Below are 25,416 nucleotides of genomic sequence, written 5' to 3' on the forward strand. Positions count from 1 at the left end.
GTCAGGAGAACCTACCCTCGAATTCGATAGCGAATCGATTCATAGCGGCTCTCCAATCATGTAAAGCCATCGTCCACTTTTGTGATGCCTTCTGTACCGCTAAATATACTACTTTTAATGCCGATTGGTCATTAGGAAAGATTTTACGATTATTAATTGATTTTCTAATCACACTATTGAGTGATTCAATGGCATTGGTGGTATAAATAATTTTTCGTATGTCGTCAGGATAATCGAATAAGGTCACCATATTACTCCAGTTTTTATGCCAGGTACGGCTAATGGCGGGATATTTTTTATCCCATTTTTCACTGAACATCAGAAGCGCTTCTTCGGCTTGCTCTATAGAAATAGCACGGTAAATAAGCTTAAGATCCGCTACCACGGCTTTCATGTCCTTATGCGGTACGTAGCGTAAGGAATAACGAATAAGATGCACAATGCAGAGCTGAACCTTCGTTTTTGGGAATACCGCGTTTATTGCCTCTGGAAACCCGCTTAGTCCATCCACGCAAGCAATAAAAATATCCTTTACCCCACGATGATTTAATTCGGTTAATACAGATAGCCAAAATTTTGCACCCTCGGTTTCAGCTATCCACAAGCCGAGTAATTCCTTTTGTCCTTCACAATTAATGCCCAAAGCCAAATAGATGGATTTATTGATCACACGTTTATCTTGATGGCATTTAATAACGATACAATCTAAATACACGATAGGATATACCGTTTCTAAGGGGCGATTCTGCCACACCGTCACCTCATCCATCACGGCTTCAGTCACTTTAGAAATCAAGCTGTGCGATACCTCCGCACCGTACATTTCTTTGAACGTCGCCGCTATATCACGGGTAGTCATCCCTCGGGCATACAGCGCTAAAATCTGTTCATCAAACTCCGTCAAGCGCGTTTGTCCTTTGCGTATAAGTCGAGGTTCAAACGTACTATTTCGATCCCTAGGCGTGTTAATCTCAACTTCGCCAAAATCACCCTTTAATCGCTTCGGTGAATAACCATTGCGGCTATTTCCCGTATTCTTGCCTTCTATCGCGTGCTTTCGTAGCCTAGATGCTCCTCTAGCTCTGCATCCATGGCTCGTTCTACCGTGAGCTTTAATAGCTGCTTGCTCAGCGCAGATATATCTTTTTCACTCTTTATGGATTTAGCCAATTCACTGATTAATTCGGGAGCTATATTTATTTCTTGTTCTTGTTTCATTACTTATTTCTCTTTTATCGCTAGTGCTTTTTTCAGCGCATTAGCTTAGGTAATAATAAGCATTTACACAATTTAGTTTACAGGCTCTGGTAAAGCTTTTTCGAGCTTTTTGGGTGTTTTTTGTGGCCTTTAAAAGCCGTCTGTACGATCTATCGAGGCTACTAAACTAGCTAGCAATTATCAAAAAGATTTAGTACTTAGGGCAGAGTTGCTTATTTTCTCTATTTTATTTTAAAATTTTGGGATAGTTAAAATCAGTACCAACCGGACAAATTTTGATAGGTGTGTCTTATGTCAAAAACCAATAAAAAAATAACGCTAATAGCAATAGCTATCATCAGTTTGGCTATGTTATGCGGCGTCGCCTTGTTTTATAAGAAGCAGCAAGCAGTTGCTGTAAAATCTAATATAGTTCAAAAAGTCGCCAATGATCAGCCGCTATCTTCTTTTTCTCCTATCTATTCACTCAATGAATTTATACAATTCAATAAAGAATTTGATAGTCTTTTTCATCATAATGCGCTGGTCTTTGATAACTCATTCTCCCAAATTAATCAAGGCACGTTATCTTCGACGTTAAAGGAAAAGGAAGAGCCTAATCAGTTTCTATTTTCTATAAACATACCTGGGATAAATCCGAAAGATATCAATATATCGATACAAAACCGAACACTTTGCATTACAGCAACCAAAAAATCTCAATCTTACTTCTATTATCGCTTTCTATTACCTGATACGGCAGATAGCGAAAAAATAACAGCTAAAACAAAATACGGTGTTCTAGAAATTATTATTCCAAAAACAGAAAAAGTGCCATCTAAAAACGTTGTTATACAAGAAGAATAACCTATATCTTTTCGCGATGTATTATTAAAAATTTACTCTAGAGGTTTTAGTATAGAATATCAGTGCTAGGAGCCTAAGGGATATTTTGCCACGACGAGATTTTTAACATCAGTCGATGTTTGATATGTAGTTGGAACCGAAAAGAAAGCCGCCGGTGATGCTGTTACGGTTACTGGTGGTGGAGTATTTTGTTCTGGTTCAGCTAATAAAGCTTTTAGATGTTCTATCTCCGCTAGATTCTCTTTTATTCGAGCTTGATTCTCTTTTATTCGAGCTTGATTCTCTTTTATTCGAGCTTGATTCTCTTTTATTCGAGCTTGATTCTCTTTTATTCGAGCTTGATTCTCTTTTATTCGAGCTTCTGCTTCTTTTGTATTTTTGCGTGTTTGGGCTGTAGTAGCATCCATCTGCTTGCGTTCATTGATGTGTTGACGGGTTTCTTCGCTATACGCTTGTAGTTCATCAGGCGAGAGAGAGAACATATAAACACTCCATTGCATGCGGTTGATATGATAATGCATGCAATCAAGCGCGAGATTTTTCAGGTGCATTAATAAGGAATCTGCTGCTCGTTCAGCATCGGAATTTTTTAATTCATTGGGATTTTGCTCTCTGAATTTTTGCAAGTCATTTTTTACAGACTTGATCTGTCCAAGATAGTACTGCGATTGCTCTTTTAATAGCGCATCATTCCTGTGAACTTCAGATTTTTTATCCAAATGAAACATCAATAATAATTCTTTAATGATCCCGGCAATTTTTGCATCGTATTGATGTACAAATTCTACGGCATTACCTGAATGTGCATCCAACACCTCTTGAAATTCGAACCAGCGTTTTTGGAACGGAGGAAAGAAATAGAAGCCAGCGCCTAAACGTTCGACCGCTTGCAGCATGAGAAGGGCAAGCTTAGGAATAGAATCTTCTGTCCATATTACTGGTTCTTGGTTTTTTTGATATAACCACCGTCCTGGTTTTAATAGACTATTGGCTAAATCGGCGTGAGGAACTATGCGCCCAATTTTTTGAAACCAAACGCTTAGGATCATTTGTGTGATCTGATTTAGATCTGTGCAAAAATCTTTATGAATCTCTTGCACCAAACGATAAAGGTTTCTTTTGTCAAAAAAAGGAATTTCATTTTTTTGAAACTCCCTCTCTTCGGTGCTTATATACTCCTTGATCTTCGCCATGAGACGAGGCTCCTGTCGACAGAGCAGCCATTGTAAAAAGGATCCCTTCTTAGGATAACCATGATATTCAAACCAGTCCTGGATAAAGAAATCAGCACACAGTTTATTTAAGGCCGGATCCACTAAGGACTTCCAATCCTCAAGCGGTATTTCTTGCCTGGCAGTATGGCGTAAAATTTTTTCTTTGAACTTAATGAACCGGCCAGACGGTTTTAGAGGGTTCTCGCCTAAAACCCCTTTTTTAAACGTATTTGGCCAGTCAAACGTACTCATAAAACTCTCAAATAAGGCCAGTGCTATCGATTGATATTCTGAAGCATGCTTCTCCTTATCCACCCATTGGGTAATGAGTTGCTCATGCAATGAAAAATATAACCAACAACCTTCTCGTATCAACTCGGGCGATTGGAGTTTTTTGTTTCGAGCGGCTTTTTTAGTGGATTTTCGCAATCGCTCACTGATAGTGAGTAATTGTAAATAGGAAATTTTTGCAGCGCTGGGTGTCGTTGTATATAACGACGTCAATTGACTAATACATTCTTGTACCCACTGCTTCAAGCGTTCTATCCAGGAAGGCGATAAATCCAGTGTGCTGGTTTTTTCTATAAGTTGCGTTAATTGTTCTAGTAAAAGCTTTGATAAATGTGCTGTTTCTTTTTCTTTTAGCGATGAATTCTCTATTTCACCAATGTAAACATGTAGTACACCAACCATTTTAGTATAGTGATTATAGGCACTATCTTTTTCATCGGAACGCAGACGGTCCTGAGCCGTATTACCCAGCTCATCCAAAAATTGTTTAAAGTAGAAATTCAATGCATGCTTCTGGATTCTAAGTAAAGCACGATCGACTGTGCGGTCGATGGGTTTTTTATAGATGGCTTTATAGACTAATTGGTGCAACTGATGTAAGTAGGCCGCTTTAGGTACCGTCGCTATCATCTGGTCAGCATGCTTTGTCCATAGCATTGTTTGGTAGAACTCAATTAATTGATTGGGATAGCATTCTGTAGCGTTCTTTCGATAGACATACATTGTGAGTAATAGTAGCAATAAAGCAGACAGCCAATCATCTTGGCTATTATCGTCAGCTGAGTATTGCTGTTTCAGCGTCAGCAGACTGTTGAGTTGTTCAGCGAGTTGTTGAAATCTCTCTACAATAGTTTTTGAATCTGCTCCTCTTAGTCCTGCGCGCAAGGATTCAATCCAATCGGATGTCCACATATCTTGTTTGGTTGCAGACATCGACAAACAATTTGTTATCCAGAGAGATAGATTGGGTTGCAACAACTGGTCTGTAGAGTCTGCAAACTCTGCAGGCTCTACAACTAGAATATCTGTGTTGTTAGGAGGCATGACTACATCCTGGTAAGTTAAGATTATCGGCCTCAGCATTTGATGCTTGTGATGTAGTCGGAGCCGAAAAGAAAGCTACCGGTGATGCTGCTACGGTTGCTTGTGATGTAGTCGGTCGTCCTTGTTTAGCTAATAAAGCGTCGTGTAGACGTTTTTTCTCTGCTTCTGTCGTTTGTTTTTGCGCTTCTGTCGTTTGTTTTTGCACGTCTGTCGTTTGTTTTTGCACGTCTGTCTTTTGTTTTTGCACGTCTGTCTTTTGTTTTTGCACGTCTGTCTTTTGTTTTTGCACGTCTGTCTTTTGTCCTCGAGCTTTTTCCCCTGCTATCTCTCTGTGTTCGTCAGTGGCTGCCGGTGTTTCTGTTCGTTGCGCAGTGGGTTCCGAACCTGAAGCGAGCCCAGGAGCATTTTCCTTCAGTTTTTTGATGTCTATAAGAGGGCCATCTATGAATCTTTCCATTATCTTATACAAAACACTGCTACGGCCAAGTGTGGCTTTCTTGCTCATGTTCTTATAATTTTCTTCCAAGTCATCTAACACGTTGCTAATGCTCTCTACATCTTCTTCCGATAATAGAGCGCATAAATCGCCAATATATATTCGCACACTGTCCAGTCGCTCTTGTCCGACTTCAGGTTGCCCTTGTTCAACTTTAAGATTAGATCTAATTCCATTTCTAAATGAACACCCCCATCGTTTTATGAGCGGTAATTCGTTGTAATACTCCGGCTCCATTCTCGCTAAAGCTGACAAATAGTAATCTAGCAAATCTGTAAAAATAATCTCTAGTTTTTTCACCGCGTTCGGCGGCACACTGCTCAACGCCTTACTGTTAGTAATGATAGACAGCGTTTTTTTGGAGTCGTAGACGATAGCTTGTATTGAAAGACTATTATTAATCGCGGTAGGCGACGCTAACTCGAGCGCTGGGTTAGGCGTATTTGTTAAAACTAAGGAGCGATCAGTAAATAAGTGAAAGAATAGAGGTACCCTATCGGCTTGACAATCGGTGCAAGCGTAAAGCCAAGCTTTCGTTCTTGAGTCATCTTTTTTATCCGGGTAAAAATAATGCGTGAGTTGCTTGGATCGGGAAGAGGTTTTAGGATTTTCTCTCCAGTCACAAACCCCATTCGGATCGACTCCTCTATAAATCACATAGGATAAATCATCTAGGGTTGGTACTTGCCGTTCTTTATCTGCTTTATTGATGGTTTCAGTCGGATACAGATAATGAAATAAGCTGATGGTTGAAGAAGTAGAAGAGTCAATTTCTTTACAGATACGTCTCTGGGCTTGCTTGATACGTGCCACAGCCGTTTGATGTGCTTGATTTTTGTGTACCTCGGAAGCTTTTGTTTGTTTGTTAGAAAAGGTGTTAATCACCTCTGTATAATGAGATTTATTTTTCTCCAACGCGTCTTGTAACCGTTTAAGATCGGCAATAAGATCTTTGGCTAGTTTCTTCATCTCAGAAGGGATGGCGATGGATTTTTTTTCTGAGTCATCTTTGCGATGCTTCGACCAAACATCCGTCTTAAATGATTTCGGTAACTGGATCAATGTATCATTTTTTTCCCAGATAGCGCCCCAATGGCTATCTCGATATTCTTGAATAAGTTCATCAGGCAATAAGCTTTTTCCAAATGCTGATTTTACATTGCAATTGCTGAAACAACAGGGTGAAACTAAAATTGCTGTGTACAGTTCGATCGAACTCTGTTTTTTTTCGTTTGTTTTGAGCCACTCTAGTAGCAATTGCCGCTCCTTCAGTTTCCATCGCAATTCCTCCATTTGCCGTTCTACCGGTCGCTGTTCCTCCGGTCGTAGTCCCTCCAGTTGTTGTTGCAGTATCGCTAGTTGCTGTTCCTCGTGATCATTGCTCGGCAACCGCGCTTCTTCTATCAGTGTACTGAGAAACTGAGTGAGCTGTATGCACTTTTCGATTTGCCAACTGCGTAAACTACAGGCCATCTTATAAGCCTGCTGATCGACTTCAATTTGTTCCATCTCGTATTCGGGAACAGCTTTAGGTAAGAAAATATAAGCCATCAGTAATTTTTCATCCTCTTTGGCAGCGTGCACATCCATCGTATGTAGAAAAATACGCTGCCCGACTACTCTCTGTTTAGCTTCAGTCAGTAGGGGAGCCCAATCTGGTTTGGTCTCAAATGGGTTGATCAGTTTTGCTTTGTGGACTTGTTGAATAGTTATGAATAGCTTGAGGATATCAGTACAGGTAGTGGCAAGTACTGGATTGTTTGGCAGGAACGCATGTATTCTTTGCGATATTTGATCGGGGTAATTCATGCACAGTTGGATGATTTGCTGTAATGGGTCATTAGGCCGCACTCTACGGAAAACGCTAACAGTGCTTGAGTTTGTTGCAGGTCTCAAGTAGATGGCACTGAAGCCTCGATAAAATTGGGCAGCAATTGCTTGTTCTTTTTTTTTCAGTTGTTCAATGCAACCCTCAATGCTTTTTAAACAGTGATTATATCGTGTAATTACACTTGTCGCTTTTGGCTCTTTCTCACATAATAAATCGGCGATATACAAGGTTTGACGAGGTGGCAATACAAGCGAATAAAAAAATTTTTTGAAATTATTTTCAAAGATTTGAAAGTAACCGCTAATCCTTCCTAAATAGGAGGAGAGCGTGCGGTAATCATCAGAGGTCAATACAGAAACGAGCTTTGTTAAAGCTGTCTCGATTTCTATGAAACTTGTTAGTGCCTTTTCTAAATCACTAACACGATCATTTAGATTAGTCAGATACTTTTCAGCTTCTTTTTTAATTTTCAGAATAGCTTTGTCAGCATTGCCGGTAATCTTAAAATCGTAGCGTGTTTTTGCATTTCGTACTATTTCCTGATTTGGATTTTTTTCATCTTGGCGTTTTTGATACTGCTTTTGGGCGAGATATACAATAAAACTTCCCCCTTTGTAAGCCTTGTGGAGAGCCTCTTCAGATAAGATTACACGATGCAGATATTCAAATAGTATATGTATGACTTCAGCCGCCGTGATTCCTGCCCCCACTACTGCTACTGCATGCATTGTTGTCCCCTGTAAAGTATTTATTTACTAATAAAACTCCGTAGAGTGTATGATAATTGAATCTATTTTATAAATAGATAAATTAATCATCTTTAATATACCATTTGCTAAACTAATATTCAGTTTAACTTATTATTAATTTATATATTTTATAAGAGTTACTCTAGTAAATAACAATAATTTATTTTTATAAATGGCTTTTAATATAAAAAATGAATGATATATAAAGAAAATATTATTCACAAATCGTAACAGATTTGAGTTCCGATGAGGCAGTGATTATTGCGGTTAGTCAATATGAGTGTAATCAAAAAACACCTTTGATAGTTTGTACTTCTTACAACTCCTTAGAGATAAAACGAAAATGTCTAGATTTGGTTGCGGATGACTACATAATTAAACCCATAAACCATGAGAGAATAGTTGAAAAATAAATCGAAAAATGTTTATTAGTCTCGGGCGAGGAAAGGAAACTTCGTCGCCAACATATTAAGGAGGATACGTTAAATTTAATATAATTTTGCTAAGTTAAAGAGAAAATTTATGTATTTACAACAATTAAAAAAAGATTCGGGTTTAATTAATAATGAAAAAGAAAGAAAAGGATGGTTGGAAACTATTTATGAAAATTTACTATGGTTAAGCGGAAAGCCTTTTCCTAATATTCCTCACCTAAGAGGTAATTTATTTACAGGAAGATTACCGCATTTTCAAGAAGAAGATGCAATATTGCATACATTGTTAGCTGCCAAACCGTTAGTGGAGAATCATTCCAGTAAAATGTGTTCTTTTTGGTTGGGCAATAAACGTATATTAATCATTACAAAACCAGAGGATATATATAATTTTAAGATAAAACAAAAAGAATTAATATCCAGCAAAGTAGAATCATTTGATTATTTACATGGCGAAACCCATTCAATTCTTACCGAAGAGGGGAAGATTTGGAGAAAAAAAAGAGAAGCTTATAGTTCTCATTTGAATTCTAATAACACTAATTCAGATGTAGAAAGTATAGTAAGAGGTTACATAGCTTATATTAAAGCCAACCATAAATCCGAAATCAACTTAAAAAAATTATTTGATGCTTTTTCGCTTAAAATCAATGCAAATTTATTAATGGGATTGCCAGCTACATCACCTAATGAAGCAATAGGGATAGAAGATTATAAAAGAAACTTAACAGAAACCATGTTAACAGCAACAAGTTTATTCGGCATACAAGAATCTGGTGGGAAGTCGGCTGAGAATCTAGAGCGCCATTTTCAAAATATAATAAAAAGATTTCCACTGTTAAATAGCAATAACTTAATTAATACCATCGGTAAAATAAATGTAGACTCCGAAGAAGATGTGGGTCCAAAAGACATTATGGCCGATTTTAATCTTCTTCTTCTTGCAGGGACCGAAACTAATTCTTTTGTTTTACAAACGGTGCTTTATTTGCTTGCAACTCATCCTGAAATAGAAAAAAAATTACGTAAAGAACTTAGCGAAAAATTAAAAGACACTATCCCAAGTCTCTCAAATATTAGCCAACTTAGCTACCTTGATAGCATCATTAAAGAGGTCCTACGATTGTATCCTCCAGCTCCTTTCATTTTACCAAGACAGGTTAAAGAGACTTTACATATAGGTGGAGTTACTTTAGAAAAAGGAGATACTGTTTTTATATCGCCCTACTTAACGCATCGCTTACCCGATGTTTGGGAAAATCCGGACAAATTTGACCCAGAGCGATTTGGGCCAGAGAAAGAAATCCCAAAAGGTGCCTATATTCCTTTCGGCTTAGGATCACGTGCTTGCCCTGGGCAACGCTATGCCGCACAACTTATAAAGTTCTTTACAGCAAGTATTTATTTGAACTATTGTGTCTCTCTTGTAGAAGAGCCGGCTGATATATCAATGCATAATAGTAGTGCATTTTTTTATAAAAGCCCCTCTGTAGCTCAATTCATTCCAGATAGAGAAATAGATGAGCCAGTGAAAAAATTAAACCTATAATTTTCTATCTAACCATTGGCGTAAATATTACTAATAATTAAAAGAACTCATTAACTATGTCTAAAGTTGCTAAATTTAAAGATTCTATTGAGCATCCGAAAAAGAATTCCGTTTGTTTATTAACCGTTATTAGTCTTGATCAGGACTATCAACAAGGCGAAAGCTTTAATGCTTTTTGTCAACTCTTAAATCAAGAGTATGAATTAAACAAACGTGTAAATAAGTTAATTATCCTTGAAACAGGATATCTAAAACGACATTATATTAGATTAGACGCGACTCTTAGTATTGAGGATGCAAACGAGAAAGCTAGACAATGGGGTAAAGAATGGATTAAAAGTCATAAGGTACATTTAGAAGGATTGCAAATACCTTATGAAATTAAAAGTTGGGAGGAAATTACTCGCAGGGGCTCGCTTGATGAGAAAGACACGAGTTTTTCTTCTCATATTGCTAGGATAAAAAGGGATTATGAGAAGGAAGACGATAGATTAAAGCACTTAGTTAATACCTTATCAAGGAGTTATGCTTTTAAATTAGTGGATGAATGGGATAGGCGGGGTGTAAAAATAAAATTTGATATTTGTTTTCAAGCAGCGAAAAATTATCTCCTTGAAGAAGGGACTATTATTTTTGAATTAATTAAATTAGGCGCTGATTATATTATTTATCCTGATAGAAGTAATCCTGTTTTAAAATATATTTATAAAAAATATCTTATGGAGACCGATCCATTGCCATGGAAAAGATATCAAATTATAACTGATAAAGAATCTCCATCTACAAATTTAAAAAACAAATCTAACCCAGTACCTTTAATAAAATTGAAAGAAAGTGTTGATACAGCGCTAACTCACGTTAGCTATAACTGGGATGATGGGCAAGTTAAAAAATTTTATAAAGGTTTCGTTGCTCTTCTTTCTAGTGTTGATAAAAAGGAATAATTTGTGGTTAAAAAAAATCCAGATCATAGTCAACAACCATTTCATAAACTTTATGAAATGGCTTGGCCTGAATTAAGTAGTTTTTTGTTAAATGATCTACCTGTAAATGTAACTATTATTGATATAAAAGGTTATGTTGCATGGGGAAATCAGCGAATGCTAAATACACTAAGTTTGCATTCTATTGATCAGTTTGTAGGGAAACATATATCTACGTGGGATGCGTCAGGTGAAAGTAGATGGGAACATTGTAGAAAGGTTATAGAGACTGGCAAAGAAATTACTATGGAAGAATCTTTTAACGATTTTTATTACTTAGTAATAAGAAAACCTATTATACATACTGCCCAAGTTAAGGGTATTTTAGATATATCTATAGATATTACGGAAAGGAAAAAATCAGAAAAAGATTTGAGGATTGCTAAAGAAAAGGCAGAAGTAGCAAATCGAGCCAAAACTGAATTTCTAGAAAACATGCGGCATGACATCCGAACGCCCTTATCTGGAATTGTGGGTTGCGCTCATTTGATTCAAACACAATCAAAAAATCCAAAAAAAGTAGAAGAATATGCGACAGACCTTGTAGATTCAAGCAATGCCTTATTGGAATTCCTGAATAAAATCTTAGAAAGTATCAAGGTGGCTACGGGAGAAATTCCGCTCTTAAAGCGGCGGTTTGGCTTACATAAAATATTGGAGCAGGTCGTACACTTAAACAAACCACAAGCTGATGTAAAAAACCTTCATTTACATTTGGATTATGATGAAAATATTCCTCCGTATTTGCTGGGCGATCCCATACGATTACAACGTATTGTACTAGAGCTGGTGACAAATTCATTAAAGTATACGGATAAAGGCGAAATTAAAGTCAGCGCACGTTTAATAGATAATAAAACGCGCTCAGGACAACTGATCATTGAATTACGTGTCAGTGATACCGGCATGGGCATTCCTAAAGATAAGCACCATGAAATTTATACTCGCTTTACCCGTTTAACACCCTCATATCAGGGTATTTATCCAGGTACCGGTCTAGGTCTTTCAGTCGTTAAACAATTTATGGATGAATTAGGCGGCGAGATTCAGCTGGATAGTCAACCTAATCAGGGATCAACCTTTACCTGTTTCATTCCTTTGCAAGAATCATTATCACCCGCTGTCGATGAAAGTGATACAGAAGAGACTTTAGCCTTTGCAAAAGGTGCTCACATCGTCACTAAAAAAACGACTGGGGCACAAGAAGAAATACCATTGACGACAGGAAGTCGCGTGTTAGTGGTTGAAGATCATCCTGTTGCTGCCAAAGTAGCAAAGGGTGCTCTATTAGATCTTAATTGCCAAGTTGATATCGCACCGGATGGGAAAACGGCGTTAAGCTTAGTAGAAGAAAACCATTATGATCTGATATTAATGGATATAGGTTTACCGGATAGGGATGGTTGTGATGTAACACGTCGTATTCGCTTAAAACAATGGCAGAGTAATCCATCGGTTCCCATCGTTGGATTAACAGCGCATACCGTTGAAGAAAAAAAGAAACGTTGCCTTGAAAATGGAATGAATGCGATCTATAGCAAACCCTTAACGCCAGAGAAAGCCACAGAGATACTCAGTGCGTTTCTATCGCGTGCACAAGCCCCTGTTCTTAAAGAAACCCAGGCTAAATCTTCTGATAATTTACAATCACTGCCTCTTTTAGATAAGGAGAAGGCGTTAGAACTACTGGGTAGTGAAGAAACACTTCATGAGCTATTGGCCTTACTAGTAAGTGGTCTGACTAAAGAAATAATAGAACTAAAACAATATCATCAGGACAAAAATTGGCAGGATATAGGGAAGTTGGTTCATAAATGGAAAGGTGGGGCAAGTTATTGTGGGGCGAGTCGTTTAGAACACGTTTGTAAAGAAATGCAAACTGTACTGAGAACGAAGTCGTCTGAAGAGCTCGAAATGCTTTATCAGCAGTTACTTCAAGTCGCAGAAGAAACTAATGAAGCAGCTAAAAAAGAAATTTCTTAGGATAAATGAAAAAAAATTTTCCTACCCAGGTAGAAACAGAGCGACTAATTGGTTCAATCCCTACTCTCAAAGATTTTATTAAAATTAAAATGGCGGGATTGGCCTATAGAAAAGATACATGAAAATTTTAATGATATTACTGAAGGAAATTTAAGTATATTAAAAGGGGTATAGCTATTTCCCCTCGTATTAATTTTATGCAGACATAAGATATGGTCAAATTGTTTCCATTGTTATTTGATAAATAGATTGATACTCCTTATTTAGTAGGGTCAAAAGGGGTTTTTCGTTTTGTAAACTTATTTAGAGTAAGCTAAACTAAGGCAGGGAGCTGGTCACTGCGTAGCGGGGATCGGCTTTCTTCCTTTGGAAGAAGGACAAGTCCGTACCCGTGAGGGTGTCCATTCTCGTTACACCTAAGTTTCTTAGTAATTAATTTAATATCTTTTTTCTCTGTTTTGCCCATAACAAGCCTTCCAATTGGAGTAGCAACAAGATCGGCAAGTTGTAGGCCGGCGATATTATCTGATTTAGAGCGTAAATTGAGTGTAGTAATGCACCGTTCAATTTTTTTTGCGAGCCTGTAAACTAAATTGTGTAAATGCTTATTATTACCTAAGCTAATGCGCTGAAAAAAGCACTAGCGATAAAAGAGAAATAAGTAATGAAACAAGAACAAGAAATAAATATAGCTCCCGAATTAATCAGTGAATTGGCTAAATCCATAAAGAGTGAAAAAGATATATCTGCGCTGAGCAAGCAGCTATTAAAGCTCACGGTAGAACGAGCCATGGATGCAGAGCTAGAGGAGCATCTAGGCTACGAAAAGCACGCGATAGAAGGCAAGAATACGGGAAATAGCCGCAATGGTTATTCACCGAAGCGATTAAAGGGTGATTTTGGCGAAGTTGAGATTAACACGCCTAGGGATCGAAATAGTACGTTTGAACCTCGACTTATACGCAAAGGACAAACGCGCTTGACGGAGTTTGATGAACAGATTTTAGCGCTGTATGCCCGAGGGATGACTACCCGTGATATAGCGGCGACGTTCAAAGAAATGTACGGTGCGGAGGTATCGCACAGCTTGATTTCTAAAGTGACTGAAGCCGTGATGGATGAGGTGACGGTGTGGCAGAATCGCCCCTTAGAAACGGTATATCCTATCGTGTATTTAGATTGTATCGTTATTAAATGCCATCAAGATAAACGTGTGATCAATAAATCCATCTATTTGGCTTTGGGCATTAATTGTGAAGGACAAAAGGAATTACTCGGCTTGTGGATAGCTGAAACCGAGGGTGCAAAATTTTGGCTATCTGTATTAACCGAATTAAATCATCGTGGGGTAAAGGATATTTTTATTGCTTGCGTGGATGGACTAAGCGGGTTTCCAGAGGCAATAAACGCGGTATTCCCAAAAACGAAGGTTCAGCTCTGCATTGTGCATCTTATTCGTTATTCCTTACGCTACGTACCGCATAAGGACATGAAAGCCGTGGTAGCGGATCTTAAGCTTATTTACCGTGCTATTTCTATAGAGCAAGCCGAAGAAGCGCTTCTGATGTTCAGTGAAAAATGGGATAAAAAATATCCCGCCATTAGCCGTACCTGGCATAAAAACTGGAGTAATATGGTGACCTTATTCGATTATCCTGACGACATACGAAAAATTATTTATACCACCAATGCCATTGAATCACTCAATAGTGTGATTAGAAAATCAATTAATAATCGTAAAATCTTTCCTAATGACCAATCGGCATTAAAAGTAGTATATTTAGCGGTACAGAAGGCATCACAAAAGTGGACGATGGCTTTACATGATTGGAGAGCCGCTATGAATCGATTCGCTATCGAATTCGAGGGTAGGTTCTCCTGACACGGCACTTACACAAAATTGTTTACAGGCTCTTTTTTGCTGGCATATAGTTAGTTCCTAGATTTTTTAAGTTTAGCCAAGCAAGTTCCAAAGCCTCATCGAGCTTATAACCACGACGTTCGGCTATAATCAATCCACTATCAGGTTGAGTTTTAAGTTCCATACAGAATCTTTCAACGAGAATATCTAAACTTAGAAAATCGGGATCTATAGCAGCGGTAAAACCATACTTTAATAAATGTTTATCTTTTTTTATTACACAAGCAACAACTTTAAATTCAAGTTTTTCAATTAAAATATTGAGTTCTTCATAAAATTCTTCTCGGAAATGAGAATTACTTAATTTTTCAAATCCTTTTTTGTTTCTTGTGATATCAGCTGTGTGTAGAATGATATCCTTTCTTCCAAAGAATTTTAATTTAAAATTATCAAACTCCTTGCTTAAAACTTCATCGGCATAATTTTTATCGAGAATAACACCTGCTAGTACAAAAACGGAATAATTATTATCTATTTTTGACAAGCTATGATCGCCTGATTCATCAAGAAACATAACCTTCATCAACATTTTCCTTCGATGAGACAGGAAAGCATTGTGAAAGCAATGCGAAGTCGAAGAGCCCGCGATAGGCGTGCGTTGACGGGCGAAGCAGGAAACGCATCACGCCGTAAAGTCATTTGTGGGAGGCACGGGCATGAACTCCGAAGGAGTGAGTGCGTGCCGGACGCAGGACGTATCGCGGCCTAATTTCAGTCGCGTCATGCGAACGAATTTCGGGGACACCATGGCCGAAATTCTTCGGGAGCATAGCGACTCACTTGTGTAATGACCGCCACCATTAATAATCTTCTTTTTTCAATGACTTATATTTTAAGTGTATGCCTTTTAATCTATTGGTCGGTGGTTCGAATCCACCACGGCCCACCAACCGCCAATTGAAATGATAAAGATTTTGTCATTACTTCACTTCGTCAAAGCTGTTTAAAAAATACTTTAAGCTTTTTTTCTTCTCGTGCAGCAGATATTTAGTTATAGTTCTAAGTATCAATTCTTTTTTCATATTTAATCAACATACCATTACAGGAGTAACGAAATATGAGTTCTAATTCAGTTTATTGTGGTTTTTATGCCAGTATCCATCAATATGAGGATGATGAACTGGCAGGGTGGTTTAGTAAATTAAAAGAAGAATTCTTAGGTGTAGATTTGAGAAAGGGGTTTCTTGCAGAGCTGGATACTAAGTTAAAAATTAGCTGTTGCAATATAGAAAATTATAAATCTATACGTGAGTATATGAAAAATTCTTTTGAATTATTGTCTAAAGATTTAGAAGTTGTATGTAATAAAAGGAGTGCTGGTACCTTAGATAAAGATGATATGAGAGAGATTAAAGATAAGATTAAAAATTTTGATGTGGCATTAAGCGACATGAAAAATTTTATTAGCAAAGAGATGTATGATAGTAAATTACAATATATTATCCTCAAATTAAAAGCTATCTTGCTTGGAATAGCCAATTGTTTCCTTGGCAGGGATTTACAATATAGTAAAATTAGAGGCGGTGAACATTATGTAATGATTAGCGCTGGTCCGGCAACTCACGTTACACCGGTTTATATTCTTCCTGATCGACCTAGCATATCCTTATTTTTTTCTGAACAAATTTATAAAGAAATAGATAAAATAGGGGAAAATTTACCTCAGTGTACAACCTTAGTTAAATAGCGATATATAATTCATTTTTTAGATATTTAAATGCGTTGTAATAAGAAAAATTGATTTTTTTTATACGTGTATATTTAATATGTTTAAAGGGATAGCTAATTCCATTATTATATAAGGGTAATTTATGTCTATAGATGCACAAAATAATAAAAGTAAGTATCAGTTTGATGGTCATTATCAAGATCAATTGAAATCAGCTTTACAGAATGGATCACTTGCTTTTCGTTTGGATAGCGAAAAAACAGTAAGCGGCGAAGAAGGAAAGTTAGCCCTCATTTTTGATAAACACTTATTGCCCGAACACTGTAAATTAGAATTAATCGCGAATGCTTTAGCTAGCCTAGAAAAACATCCTGAAAATACTCAATTATTAAACGCATTAGGGGAATATACAAAGAATAGCCGTTATGAACAGAAATGGTATTCAAAGATGGGAACGGGAATGGGTGCAGCTGAATATAAGGCTCGCTTTAATTTGCTGGCAGTAGGTATTTTTCCTCTGGTTGCCGCTATAGCTTTTTTTTCTCTTCCTGTTGGGCTTATTGCCGCTGCTGCGTGCCTTTTTACGGCCGCTGTCTTTAAGGCTACAAGTGAGTCGCTATGCTCCCGAAGAATTTCGGCCATGGTGTCCCCGAAATTCGTTCGCATGACGCGACTGAAATTAGGCCGCGATACGTCCTGCGTCCGGCACGCACTCACTCCTTCGGAGTTCATGCCCGTGCCTCCCACAAATGACTTTACGGCGTGATGCGTTTCCTGCTTCGCCCGTCAACGCACGCCTATCGCGGGCTCTTCGACTTCGCATTGCTTTCACAATGCTTTCCTGTCTCATCGATCGACTTTTGAATGGTTCTATAGGGCTTGGAATTGGCAGATTTCTTAAAAGTTTGGTAGGAGCTAAGCAAGAACCCTCTAATTTAAGTGAGCTTGAAGGTAAGCTTAATGCGGGAATCAATGAAAACAGAGCATTGGATGAACCGATGGTTACTCCTAAGGTAGTACACCAAGTAAGCGGCGGGCACTCTTATGGCCAACGTCCTTTTTCTCCTTTATTTGAAGAGTTAGTGGGCGAACCGATGGTTAGTTCTACGGCGGCGCATCCAGTAAGCAAAGAGTTTGCTGGTAACACTAAAGCTTCTTCTTCGTCTGCATTTTTTGGCGAGCCGCGTGAAGCTAAAGAGGCGGCAAATAATAGGTCTGATAATTCGTTCACAAACACAAATGCTGGATATACGTTTGATAGAGGAGGATAAGGGACTCTTTATCAAAAGCTATTTATAAATGCGTTTGTTGAATTAAAAAAAAGGGGCAATAGCCCCTTTTATCTTGATGGACCCGAACCTCATAAAACCGTTTAACCTTTCATCGGTGTTTCTTGTAGCACCACCATGCCTTTTAATAAGTTGAATGCTTCAAAGAGCTGATAATCATTTTTGACTAAATCATTGCTTGCAATCGTAGTGGGCATTTCAAAAATATTTTTGGGTGATGCATTCCCATTTTGTAGATGCCCTTTTAATTCAGATTCGTGCAGATAAATTGAATCGACCGGATCTTCATCGACGGTACTGACTTTTAATTCATCTAGGGTAATATCAGGTAAAATGCCTGCCGCTTGAATAGAACGGCCAGAAGGTGTGTAATAGAGTGCCGTTGTTAACTTCAGCGCGCTGGTTTCATCGAGTGGGATAACCGTTTGTACAGAACCTTTACCAAAACTTTTTGTTCCTAGGATTACGGCGCGCTTGTTATCTTGCAGTGCGCCGGCAACAATTTCTGCGCCTGATGCACTACCTTGGTTAATTAATACAATCATTGCTTCACGGTAAACTTGATTGTTGGGTTTAGCGATGAGTTTCATGTTAGCTTCAGGCGTTTGACCTTGTGTGTAAACAATAACGTGGTGATAGCCCATTTTATTGGGATCCAAAAATGCATTAGCAACATCGCTGGCCGATGTTAATAGACCACCTGGATTATTTCTAAGATCAAGTATTAAGCCTTTAAGGGGTGTTTTTTGTTTATGTTGTAGTTGATTGATGATGCTATCTAAATCTTTGCGCGTGCTTTCTTGAAAGCTACTAATTCGAACATAGGCAAAATTAGGTTCTAATAGACGCCCTTTGACGCTGCGTACTCGAATGATTTCGCGCTTTAGATCAGTGGTGAAGGGTTTATGTAATCCCTTGCGAATAAGCGTAAGGTGTATCAGTGTTCCTTTTTCCCCGCGCATTTTTTTTACGGCTTCGCGTAAGGTTAAACCTTGAATAGGGCTATTATTAATGCGTAAAATCCAATCGCCCGATTTTATACCTGCTTTTTGTGCAGGACCATCATCAATCGGTGTGACTACGTGTAATAAACCGTCTTCCATGGCGACTTCTAAGCCTAAGCCACTAAATTCGCCCGTGGTCGCTGTTTGTAGATCCCTTAAATCATCGGCATCTAAAAAACTAGAATGTGGATCTAAACCATTGGCCATGCCTTGCATGGCATTCTGTAATAACTGATGTTCGGAAGTGGGTTGTACATATTCTGCTTTGATAACTTGTAGTTCTCGATTAAAGCGCAGTACATCTTTAGAAAGCATGTCTTCTGGCTTTGTTGGAGCGCTTTTAGTTTTTAACGGTGGGGGACTTGAAAAGGGAGTACTAAAGCCTAATAAAGCACCGCTGAGCAGAATTAATAGTATAATTTTTAGTCGCATAACGAGCTATTTCCTTACTCATACAGACTTTTCTGTTAATAAAGTATGTATAAGCCCTATTTTTGAGGCGCATGGCTGTTTTTTTGCGCACTTTTTACGCGATTTTTTTTAGGGTATCTATTTATAGTCTAATCCACTTTAGTGATTTTGCGAGTTTGTCACGGAAAAATAGATTCTTTATTGCTCAGATAATTTTAAGGACAAGGAAATGAATGGGCTGCGTCGTTTTTTATGATACGGTCTAATAGTTGATTGGAGAAGGGGCAGGGCTTGGATAAGGTCTTGGGATTGTAACTGGCAATGATGATGAGAGGATGCGGTCTTCTGTTGGTAGTAAGTTCTTAAAATACTGAGGGGACGACTTAGGCCGTAGGCTTCCATCAGGATTTATTTTTTTTTTTTCTTCTTCTTCTCCAAGGGAAGAAGTGCTCCCAAAAGAAGTATTACTTTTAGATGATATGCTTTCCTCAAGATCCATTTCTTCAAGATCTATTTCTTCTTTTTCAGCGGGAGCAGTGCTTCCAAAAGAAATATTACTTTTAGATGATACGCTTTTATCACGATTTATTGCTTTGTTAATTGAATCTATGCATTTATTTGAGTTCCTCAGTAAATTTTTTAATTGGATTATTGAAAGAATAATCTCTTTTCTTATTTCAGATAAAAAAGGTGAGTCGTCTTTTAAAAGTATTGCATTGAGTTGCAGAAGTATTAGTGTACTAGCGATGACTGAGGTTAATAATATGGCTACAGGCTGAATGATTGGTTGGGATATCACGATGGCTAGAATAGTAGCAATTATTGTTAAGGCGAAAAAAATATTAGTGCGAAATATAAGACGCGCTAAGCTTTGACTGTGTAAATAAATGCCCGTTATAATTTTATGATCAAGAATGCGATGTAGACTTACTATAAATCCTTTTTCGAGCGTATCTAACTCTTTTACTTCTGCATATCCTAATCTAATAAGTTTTGAGCGAAGATCGGTTATTTCTTTTATTTGCTGCAAGCTCTTCTTAATAAGCTTATATTCTTCTGCAGAGTGATTTGATTTTTTGAATAAGGAAAGAGTAAGCTCCTGTATATTAGGCTCATCATGTAGCGAGATGTCAGGATCCATTATATATTCCTTGATTGCTGATAATCATTCTAAAATTGAAGTGATTTCTCGTCAAGTCAGCTTTTGGATATAAGTTTGAATTAATTTTTTATTATTTAAATAATTTAATCAAATATAATTAAATTTTCACCCGTCATTTCTTTTGGTTTAGCTAGTCCTAATAGGGCTAATAATGTAGGTGCGATATCAGCTAATGTGCCACTGTCGTGTTGTTGTTTTATTTTTGCAGGACGACCAATATATATAAATGGGACAGGCTCGGCGGTATGTGCGGTATGTGCTTGCTGTGTTTTTTCGTCGTACATACACTCTGCATTGCCATGATCCGCCGTAATAATGGCTTCTCCACCTTGTTCTTGTAAAGCAGAAACAAGCTTGCCAATACAGTCATCAATACAGGTGATGGCTTCTTGTGTAGCATTTAGGTTACCCGTGTGGCCTAACATGTCTGGATTAGCAAAATTACAGATAATGACATCGACTTTTTTTTCAGCAATTGCTTCAAGGAGTTGAGTCGTAATTTCTACAGCACTCATTTTGGGTGTTAGATCATAAGTGGCTACTTTTTTAGAAGGAATTAATACACGTGTTTCATTCGGATGTTCTGCTTCAACACCACCATTAAAGAAAAAGGTAACATGCGCATATTTTTCTGTTTCTGCAATGCGAAGTTGTGTCAAACCTTGTTCTGAAAGATAGCTACCTAGATCATTCGCTAAGGATTGTTGCGGAAAAGCGATTTGACTTGGGATATCGCTTGCATATTGTGTGAGCGAGATAAAGTCACCTAAACGAGGATGTTGCTTGCGTTTAAAATCGCCAAAGCCCGTATTAAGAAAAGCACGACTTAATTGTCGTGCACGATCGGCACGAAAGTTCATGAAAATAACAATATCACCTTCTTCAATTTTAATCGCTGGATCATTCGGTGCATGAATGCAAGTTGGTTTTACAAATTCATCGCTTTCGCCACGATCATAGGCTTGTTGTAAACCATCTAAGGCTGTATTAGCTTGGTAATCTGCTTCGCCGTTGGTCAAGCAGTCATACGCTGCTTGCGTGCGTTCCCAACGTTTATCTCTATCCATCGCATAATAACGCCCAATGAGACTGACTATTTCCCCCAATCCCAGTTCGTTACACTTATTTTCTAGTGCAGTAATGTAGCTTGTTGCACTTTTAGGGGGTGCGTCTCGGCCATCGAGAAAAGCGTGTATATAGCAATTTTTTATATTTTCTTGGGCACACAATTGTAATAGGGCATAAATATGGTTTTCATGACTATGAATGCCACCAGGCGATAACAAACCAAGGATGTGCATAGCCTTTTGAGAATCTTTAGCTTTTTTTAAAGCAGATAAAAAGACTGCATTTTTAAAAAAATCACCGTCTGCAATGGATTTATTAATCCGTGTTAAGTCTTGATAAAGTACACGGCCTGCCCCCATGGTTAGATGTCCGACTTCGGAGTTTCCCATCTGGCCTTCAGGTAGGCCTACCGATAGTCCAGATGCATTTAACAGCGTATGAGGACAGGTTTTAATTAAGTGATCCCAGTGCGGTGTTTTAGCAAGCGCGATAGCGTTGTGTTCTCTTTCTTCGCTATAGCCCCATCCATCAAGGATTAACAATAGAATAGGTTTGGGTCGTTTAGATTCTGGCATGGAGACACTCGCTGTGTTGGATAAAGAGTATAAATTACCTGAGCAAGTCTCTCATTTTGAGATAGGGACTTTCAAGGTTATGGTATGATTTTATTTAAACTAACGCGTGTAATGGTTTAAGAAGGTAATGGACCTTCTATGAAAAGAGGCAGCGGAATAAAGCTTCCCTTTTGAGCTTCCTTTACAAGGGGGGCTTTTTTTTCACCACCACCAAAGAAACTGTCTATTTGTTGCCAAAATGTTTTATCTTCTTTTGTAAGATAAGGTGCATCTTTAGGCGTATTGAAAAATTGCGCCGAGCAATGGCCAATTTTGATTTCTCGTAGCACCATTTCTCTAATTTGCTCAGGAACATTTTCTTCCGGTAAGGGAAATGTTGCTATAATGTTAGCACCATCGATGAGACAGGAAAGCATTGTGAAAGCAATGCGAAGTCGAAGAGCCCGCGATAGGCGTGCGTTGACGGGCGAAGCAGGAAACGCATCACGCCGTAAAGTCATTTGTGGGAGGCACGGGCATGAACTCCGAAGGAGTGAGTGCGTGCCGGACGCAGGACGTATCGCGGCCTAATTTCAGTCGCGTCATGCGAACGAATTTCGGGGACACGATGGCCGAAATTCTTCGGGAGCATAGCGACTCACTTGTATCTTCTGTTCTAACGAAGTTATAGATACAACAAGATATCACCAATACAAGAAATAAATTATTAACAGTGAATAAACTTGCAAATCCACTAAGAAGAGGGAAAAAGTTGACAGTAAAAAAACCTAGAGCACCTACAAGCCCTAGCAATGCTGGGCCAACTAGGTAAGGAGAAAGGTTGGTATATTGGGCCATAGGCCGGATTATTTTATTGATTGGGCAAGCAATCAGGTATAAAAAATTACTTATGAAGTAAGGCATACATAATATAAAAAAAGTGGTAGCTGGTAGAACGTATAGAACAGTACAAAATCCCAGTACTTTTAATACGCAAAGAGCCAAAGCTTTTTTATCAGCACACCCCTCGGTAAAATTTTTAGCAGATTGAATAACTTCGAATAAAAAAGGTACAAAAATTCTATGCATTATATGGTTACGTAGAACTGTCAGTGCTAAATGTATACTATGTACTAAAACTAGTATCACTTTAATGGGTGAAAATAGTTTTCTCCAAGTTAAAACCGAACGGATTTCTCCTGTAGCAATAGCATGCCTATACTGAAAATCATCTAAATATTCTTCTCCGAATAAGATAATGATGAGTTTGCGCCAGTCACGTTGACAGCATTGCGAAAACGATTCATCAAATAGTTGCTCTTGGTAAGTAGTTTGACGTTTTTCCATTAAATCAGTTTGCTTTTTTTCTAGTGTTTGGGCAAGATTTATAAATTGCTTATAGCGTTGTGCAAAGGGTTGTTTTTCATGAACAGGAAGTTGGGAGAAGGTACAAAGTAAATCTTGATAAGTATTTATAATAGATTCTTCAAGAAATAAATCAAAGGCAGTATCAGGAAATTTAATCGGCACAAGTGAGTCGCTATGCTCCCGAAGAATTTCGGCCATGGTGTCCCCGAAATTCGTTCGCATGACGCGACTGAAATTAGGCCGCGATACGTCCTGCGTCCGGCACGCACTCACTCCTTCGGAGTTCATGCCCGTGCCTCCCACAAATGACTTTACGGCGTGATGCGTTTCCTGCTTCGCCCGTCAACGCACGCCTATCGCGGGCTCTTCGACTTCGCATTGCTTTCACAATGCTTTCCTGTCTCATCGTTGGAGCAAAATAATGATTAAATTCTGGTATATATTCACTCTCGAAAGGCGAGATGATTGTACGATAAGCAGCTTCTATTTCTATAAATAACGTAGTATTACCACCTTTATCGGGGTGGTATCGACGAGCTAATAGTCGATAAGACTGATTAATTTTTTTCTTTTGTTCTGCTTCGCTCAAACCTTGTAGATCTGAAAAAGTGAGTTAGAGTTTTTCTAGAGATTTTTTATCTAAGTGATTCATTTAAATATAATACCATTAAAGAACAGCGCACAAATTCCTTAAAGTATTATATTTAAATGCAACTGCCTATACAATGTTTGATATAATATTTAAAATAATAAATAATCACCTAATCAGTTTTTGAATGATGAGAAGTCATTTTTTTGTTTTAATTTAAAGAAGATATTCTTGCAGCTTGCGGTGGTAACGCCAAATCAGCAAGGGTGTTCCTATGATTTGTCCTATTAACGTAGCCCACCAAATACCATAGCCGCCCATACCAAAAACGATGGCTAATAAGTAGCCAAATGGCAAGGTCATCACCCAATAAATGAAAATAGAAGTTAATAGTGTAAAGCGTGTATCTTTCAAACCGCGTAGTGCGCCAAAGAAGGAAAATCGCACCGCTTCAGCTAATTGAACTAAAGCCGCAATGGCGAAGAACTCTTTGGCTAAATGAATAATGGCTGCATTTTCTGCGGTTGATTTAAAATCAATATTGATTAATTGTTCGGCAAAAAACCAATACAGAATGGCGGCAAGCAACATGAATGCACATGCATAAAATACACCTAAATAGGTGGCATAATTGATTGCTTGACGGTCGTTCTGCCCAATACTATGACCTACTTTAATGGTGATACCTTGTGCTAAGGCAAAGGTCACAATCGAAAATAACCAATAAAATTGTAGTGTGACTTGATTAGCGCTCAGCGTGTTTTCACTAATCAGACCCATGATAATGGTCATTGCCAAGAAAAATCCTACTTCAACGCAGTACATCAAGCCTAAAGGTAGACCTACTTGAAAGATTTCTTTTAATGCGGGTCCTATTTTATGAAAACGAGGGAGTTTAAAATAAATGTGATAACTTTTATTTAAGTAAAAATACGCCGTGAATCCAACGGTAATAATCCAAAAAGAAATCGCAGCACCCCAACCGATACCGGCAATACCCATTAAGGGGGAGCCAAATTTTCCAAACATCAAACTATAATTGAAAAAGAGACTAATGGGCACAAACAGTAAACTAAAGGCTAAATTAGTTTTTGTGCGACCGAGTCCTGCTACAAATTGTAATAATATCGTAATAATAAAATCAGGGATAATGGCCCAAGTAAGGCCATGTAAATAAGGTTGTGCTAATGCTACGGTGGTTGGTTTTTGTCCAAAAAATAAAAATATCGGGGCGAGATTCCATAGCAATAGCATGGAAGGTAGCATTAATACTAAGGCTAATAGCAGGCCCGCATAAAGTACGCAGCATATTTGATCTTGATTTTTTTCGCCATAATAACGCGCCACTAAGGTGGTGACGGCAGAAAATGTACCCCATACAATGACCATGATGGTGGTAAATACCCAATTTACCAGTGCACCAGCCGCGAGGCTTTCTGTACCAAGGTGCGCTAGAAATATATTAGAAAAAAAACCAATAGAGGTTTCAATGACACCGCTCATGATGAGCGGTATCGCTAAAAATAATAATAGTTTGCTTTCAGAAAAAAAAGTTTTTTTATGTTGAATCGCTGGGCTTAACATAGGGCTTGGAAAATGAGAAGTCGTTAGCGACTTAAATATACTCTTCGCACTTGAATTTTTGGCGGCGTTCCCGCTCAACTCGCCATCCTCATGTATGTTGTATACATTCCGGCGGCTTCGTTTTCGCGGCGCCTTGCCAAAAATCCTATTGCTGTGAGT

General features: G+C 38.1%; 20 protein-coding genes and 1 pseudogene. 8 read left to right on the top strand and 13 right to left on the bottom strand.

Annotation, left to right across the window (positions count from 1 at the left end; translation table 11 throughout):
• Position 1: 1 nt before the first annotated feature.
• Positions 2 to 1,218, bottom strand: a pseudogene (locus tag KX723_RS02395) (IS256 family transposase).
• A 291-nt stretch (positions 1,219 to 1,509) separates the two neighbouring features.
• On the opposite strand from KX723_RS02395, the gene KX723_RS02400 reads away from it, so the two are divergent.
• On the top strand, positions 1,510 to 2,064 hold the full coding sequence (locus KX723_RS02400; RefSeq protein ID WP_218814500.1) for an Hsp20/alpha crystallin family protein: 555 nt from the start codon (positions 1,510 to 1,512) through the stop codon (positions 2,062 to 2,064).
• 65 nt (positions 2,065 to 2,129) lie between these two features.
• On the opposite strand, the gene KX723_RS02405 is transcribed toward KX723_RS02400, so the two are convergent.
• Both KX723_RS02405 and KX723_RS02410 read right to left on the bottom strand, forming a co-directional pair.
• On the bottom strand, positions 2,130 to 4,613 hold the full coding sequence (locus KX723_RS02405) for a coiled-coil domain-containing protein (RefSeq protein ID WP_218814501.1): 2,484 nt from the start codon (positions 4,611 to 4,613) through the stop codon (positions 2,130 to 2,132).
• On the bottom strand, positions 4,603 to 7,668 hold the full coding sequence (locus tag KX723_RS02410; RefSeq protein WP_218814502.1) for a coiled-coil domain-containing protein: 3,066 nt from the start codon (positions 7,666 to 7,668) through the stop codon (positions 4,603 to 4,605). The genes KX723_RS02405 and KX723_RS02410 overlap by 11 nt, the downstream gene beginning before the upstream one ends.
• A gap of 543 nt (positions 7,669 to 8,211) precedes the next feature.
• Between KX723_RS02410 and KX723_RS02415 the strand changes: the two genes are divergently transcribed.
• The 4 genes from KX723_RS02415 (at position 8,212) to KX723_RS02430 (ending at position 14,520) form a co-directional block, all read left to right on the top strand.
• Positions 8,212 to 9,672 carry a cytochrome P450 gene (locus KX723_RS02415; protein ID WP_218814503.1) on the top strand — a complete coding sequence of 487 codons (1,461 nt, stop codon included), beginning with the start codon at positions 8,212 to 8,214 and terminating at the stop codon, positions 9,670 to 9,672.
• A gap of 56 nt (positions 9,673 to 9,728) precedes the next feature.
• A complete protein-coding gene (locus KX723_RS02420) occupies positions 9,729 to 10,616 on the top strand; it encodes a hypothetical protein (RefSeq protein ID WP_218814504.1) in 888 nt (295 codons plus the stop codon).
• A 3-nt stretch (positions 10,617 to 10,619) separates the two neighbouring features.
• On the top strand, positions 10,620 to 12,638 hold the full coding sequence (locus KX723_RS02425) for an ATP-binding protein (protein WP_218814505.1): 2,019 nt from the start codon (positions 10,620 to 10,622) through the stop codon (positions 12,636 to 12,638).
• Positions 12,639 to 13,302: 664 nt separating this feature from the next.
• On the top strand, positions 13,303 to 14,520 hold the full coding sequence (locus KX723_RS02430; RefSeq protein ID WP_218813425.1) for an IS256 family transposase: 1,218 nt from the start codon (positions 13,303 to 13,305) through the stop codon (positions 14,518 to 14,520).
• A 22-nt stretch (positions 14,521 to 14,542) separates the two neighbouring features.
• On the opposite strand, the gene KX723_RS02435 is transcribed toward KX723_RS02430, so the two are convergent.
• Positions 14,543 to 15,082, bottom strand: a complete 540-nt coding sequence (locus KX723_RS02435) for a DUF3800 domain-containing protein (protein ID WP_218814506.1) — start codon at positions 15,080 to 15,082, stop codon at positions 14,543 to 14,545.
• A gap of 15 nt (positions 15,083 to 15,097) precedes the next feature.
• Here KX723_RS02435 and KX723_RS02440 point away from each other — a divergent pair, with 15 nt between their 5' ends.
• Together KX723_RS02440 and KX723_RS02445 are read left to right on the top strand one after the other, a co-directional pair.
• A complete protein-coding gene (locus KX723_RS02440; protein WP_218813323.1) occupies positions 15,098 to 15,268 on the top strand; it encodes a hypothetical protein in 171 nt (56 codons plus the stop codon).
• 348 nt (positions 15,269 to 15,616) lie between these two features.
• Entirely contained in the window at positions 15,617 to 16,246 is a 630-nt protein-coding gene (locus KX723_RS02445; RefSeq protein WP_218814507.1) for a hypothetical protein, read from the top strand.
• A gap of 405 nt (positions 16,247 to 16,651) precedes the next feature.
• On the opposite strand, the gene KX723_RS02450 is transcribed toward KX723_RS02445, so the two are convergent.
• Both KX723_RS02450 and KX723_RS02455 read right to left on the bottom strand, forming a co-directional pair.
• Positions 16,652 to 16,870, bottom strand: coding sequence for a hypothetical protein (locus tag KX723_RS02450; protein ID WP_218814508.1), 219 nt, complete (start codon positions 16,868 to 16,870; stop codon positions 16,652 to 16,654).
• 37 nt (positions 16,871 to 16,907) lie between these two features.
• Positions 16,908 to 17,078 carry a hypothetical protein gene (locus KX723_RS02455; protein ID WP_218813323.1) on the bottom strand — a complete coding sequence of 57 codons (171 nt, stop codon included), beginning with the start codon at positions 17,076 to 17,078 and terminating at the stop codon, positions 16,908 to 16,910.
• Between KX723_RS02455 and KX723_RS02460 the strand changes: the two genes are divergently transcribed.
• A complete protein-coding gene (locus tag KX723_RS02460; RefSeq protein ID WP_218814509.1) occupies positions 17,062 to 17,499 on the top strand; it encodes a hypothetical protein in 438 nt (145 codons plus the stop codon). The genes KX723_RS02455 and KX723_RS02460 overlap by 17 nt on opposite strands.
• A 101-nt stretch (positions 17,500 to 17,600) precedes the next feature.
• Here KX723_RS02460 and KX723_RS02465 read toward each other — a convergent pair whose 3' ends face one another.
• From KX723_RS02465 to KX723_RS02495, 7 genes are all read right to left on the bottom strand, one after another.
• Complete coding sequence (locus KX723_RS02465; protein WP_218814510.1) at positions 17,601 to 18,953, bottom strand: S41 family peptidase; 1,353 nt, start codon at positions 18,951 to 18,953, stop codon at positions 17,601 to 17,603.
• A 241-nt stretch (positions 18,954 to 19,194) separates the two neighbouring features.
• On the bottom strand, positions 19,195 to 20,073 hold the full coding sequence (locus KX723_RS02470; RefSeq protein ID WP_218814511.1) for a hypothetical protein: 879 nt from the start codon (positions 20,071 to 20,073) through the stop codon (positions 19,195 to 19,197).
• A gap of 104 nt (positions 20,074 to 20,177) precedes the next feature.
• Positions 20,178 to 21,737, bottom strand: a complete 1,560-nt coding sequence (gpmI, locus tag KX723_RS02475) for a 2,3-bisphosphoglycerate-independent phosphoglycerate mutase (RefSeq protein ID WP_218814512.1) — start codon at positions 21,735 to 21,737, stop codon at positions 20,178 to 20,180.
• A gap of 116 nt (positions 21,738 to 21,853) precedes the next feature.
• Positions 21,854 to 22,153, bottom strand: coding sequence for a hypothetical protein (locus KX723_RS02480; protein WP_218814513.1), 300 nt, complete (start codon positions 22,151 to 22,153; stop codon positions 21,854 to 21,856).
• A gap of 67 nt (positions 22,154 to 22,220) precedes the next feature.
• Positions 22,221 to 23,282: a hypothetical protein gene (locus KX723_RS02485; protein ID WP_218814514.1), complete on the bottom strand. Its 1,062-nt coding sequence runs from the start codon at positions 23,280 to 23,282 to the stop codon at positions 22,221 to 22,223.
• Positions 23,283 to 23,319: 37 nt separating this feature from the next.
• Positions 23,320 to 23,673: a J domain-containing protein gene (locus tag KX723_RS02490; protein WP_218814515.1), complete on the bottom strand. Its 354-nt coding sequence runs from the start codon at positions 23,671 to 23,673 to the stop codon at positions 23,320 to 23,322.
• A 216-nt stretch (positions 23,674 to 23,889) separates the two neighbouring features.
• Positions 23,890 to 25,335 (bottom strand): MATE family efflux transporter, encoded by a 1,446-nt coding sequence (locus KX723_RS02495; RefSeq protein ID WP_218814516.1) that lies wholly within the window; start codon positions 25,333 to 25,335, stop codon positions 23,890 to 23,892.
• Positions 25,336 to 25,416 lie beyond the last annotated feature (81 nt).

The sequence above is a fragment of the Rickettsiella endosymbiont of Dermanyssus gallinae genome (assembly GCF_019285595.1).
Taxonomy (GTDB): domain Bacteria; phylum Pseudomonadota; class Gammaproteobacteria; order Diplorickettsiales; family Diplorickettsiaceae; genus Rickettsiella_B.